The sequence below is a fragment of the Thaumasiovibrio clandestinus genome (genome assembly GCF_047250365.1).
GTDB lineage: Bacteria > Pseudomonadota > Gammaproteobacteria > Enterobacterales > Vibrionaceae > Thaumasiovibrio.
This window is the reverse complement of sequence record NZ_JBLBVL010000049.1, coordinates 1-1,262: the sequence shown is the minus strand read 5'-3', so window position 1 is coordinate 1,262 and position 1,262 is coordinate 1. Positions and strand designations below refer to the sequence as shown.

Sequence of the window (1,262 nt, the reverse complement as noted above, 5' to 3'; positions counted from 1 at the left end):
AGTCCACTTCGACACCATTTGCACATAGTGTGCGGTGTTGTTTTCATGCGCTGGCGCAAAACGGGAAATTATGCCTGTTAAGGTGCTGATACCTTGGCGGTTGTAACTACGTAGAACCCGCGCCCCCGCACGAAAACCAAACTTGGCATGTTTAAAGGTTTCAAATTCTTCATCCCGTGAGATCGCACTTTCCCCTACCCAATCGTTGCCTTTACGAATGTTAAGCGGATTATTATTACGTACCCCACGGGGCAATCCTTGTCGTTGCACTGTCCATACTCCGATTACGATGACTGCTGAAATAGCGAGCCAACCTTTAAGCGTCATAAAAGCCACATTTCATTGGATGCAATGACCAGTGATAGCGAATTTCTACCGTATTGCTCACCCCATTAGCGACAATTGAAAGCATCGCGCTATCGCTGGTCACTTCTATGCTGCCATCGGCTGGTGCAGGTGGTCGTTTACCATCACTGACGTTAGTCATGATCAAATGGCGGTCTACATCTCGTACCATCGGGCGCATTGGCACTGGAACGGATTTACCCGCAATCAGTTCCGCGGCGGGATAGCGGCCCAGTAAACCACCATGTGGATAAAGATTGTGTGGGCTATCCAAGGATGGCGTCACATCTTCTTTATCGGGATTAAGGTAGACCCCTGTTTCATTACACGAGCAACTAAAACCACTTAAATCTTTCGTTTCGTAGAAATACGCATATCGCCCCCCTGGTACTAACGAAATACCGTGCAAGTAGTGATGAATAAAGCGCTGGCCTGTCGTGAAGTCTTCTTCTTGAATGGGCATTTCAGCGACTATTTTCACAAAGCGATCATCGTCATCAAGCTCCATTACCCCAAAGCGTGACACCGTATTTTTGGCAAAGCCTCGAAAGTAAGCACTGTATGCCGCCATCTTCATTGGCGATATTCCTACGGTGCTAATGGTTGGGGCATTAAATGGCTGATACATAACAACATCGGTGTCGTAGCCATTAAACAGAAATGCACACTGGCTACGTTCATCAGAATCATCAACTTCACCGCCCATCGTCATTGTTTGCGAACTAATACGGGCATTACCAGAGGCGGTATTGACTTCCGCGCACCAACCAAACGGGACAGGAACCGCATTGCTGCGCCCGATTACACAACTGTTTGGTGAGTCGTTGTAATAAGGGGAGATCAATTTAGCCCATGCTTCATTTTGGCCCATTTGCCAGCCGTCAGACTGAGAAAAGTCAGAATTGATTAATAGATTG

1 protein-coding gene and 1 pseudogene are annotated in these 1,262 nt (G+C 47.4%); both read right to left on the bottom strand.

The window, feature by feature from the left end; all coding sequences use genetic code 11:
• Positions 1-327 (bottom strand): annotated as a pseudogene (locus ACKLNH_RS20590) (virion protein); the annotation flags it as partial.
• Positions 317-1,262, bottom strand: a 946-nt coding sequence (locus ACKLNH_RS20585) for a hypothetical protein (RefSeq protein WP_413114132.1), incomplete at its 5' end; no start/stop codon positions are given. The gene ACKLNH_RS20585 and the pseudogene ACKLNH_RS20590, both read right to left, overlap by 11 nt.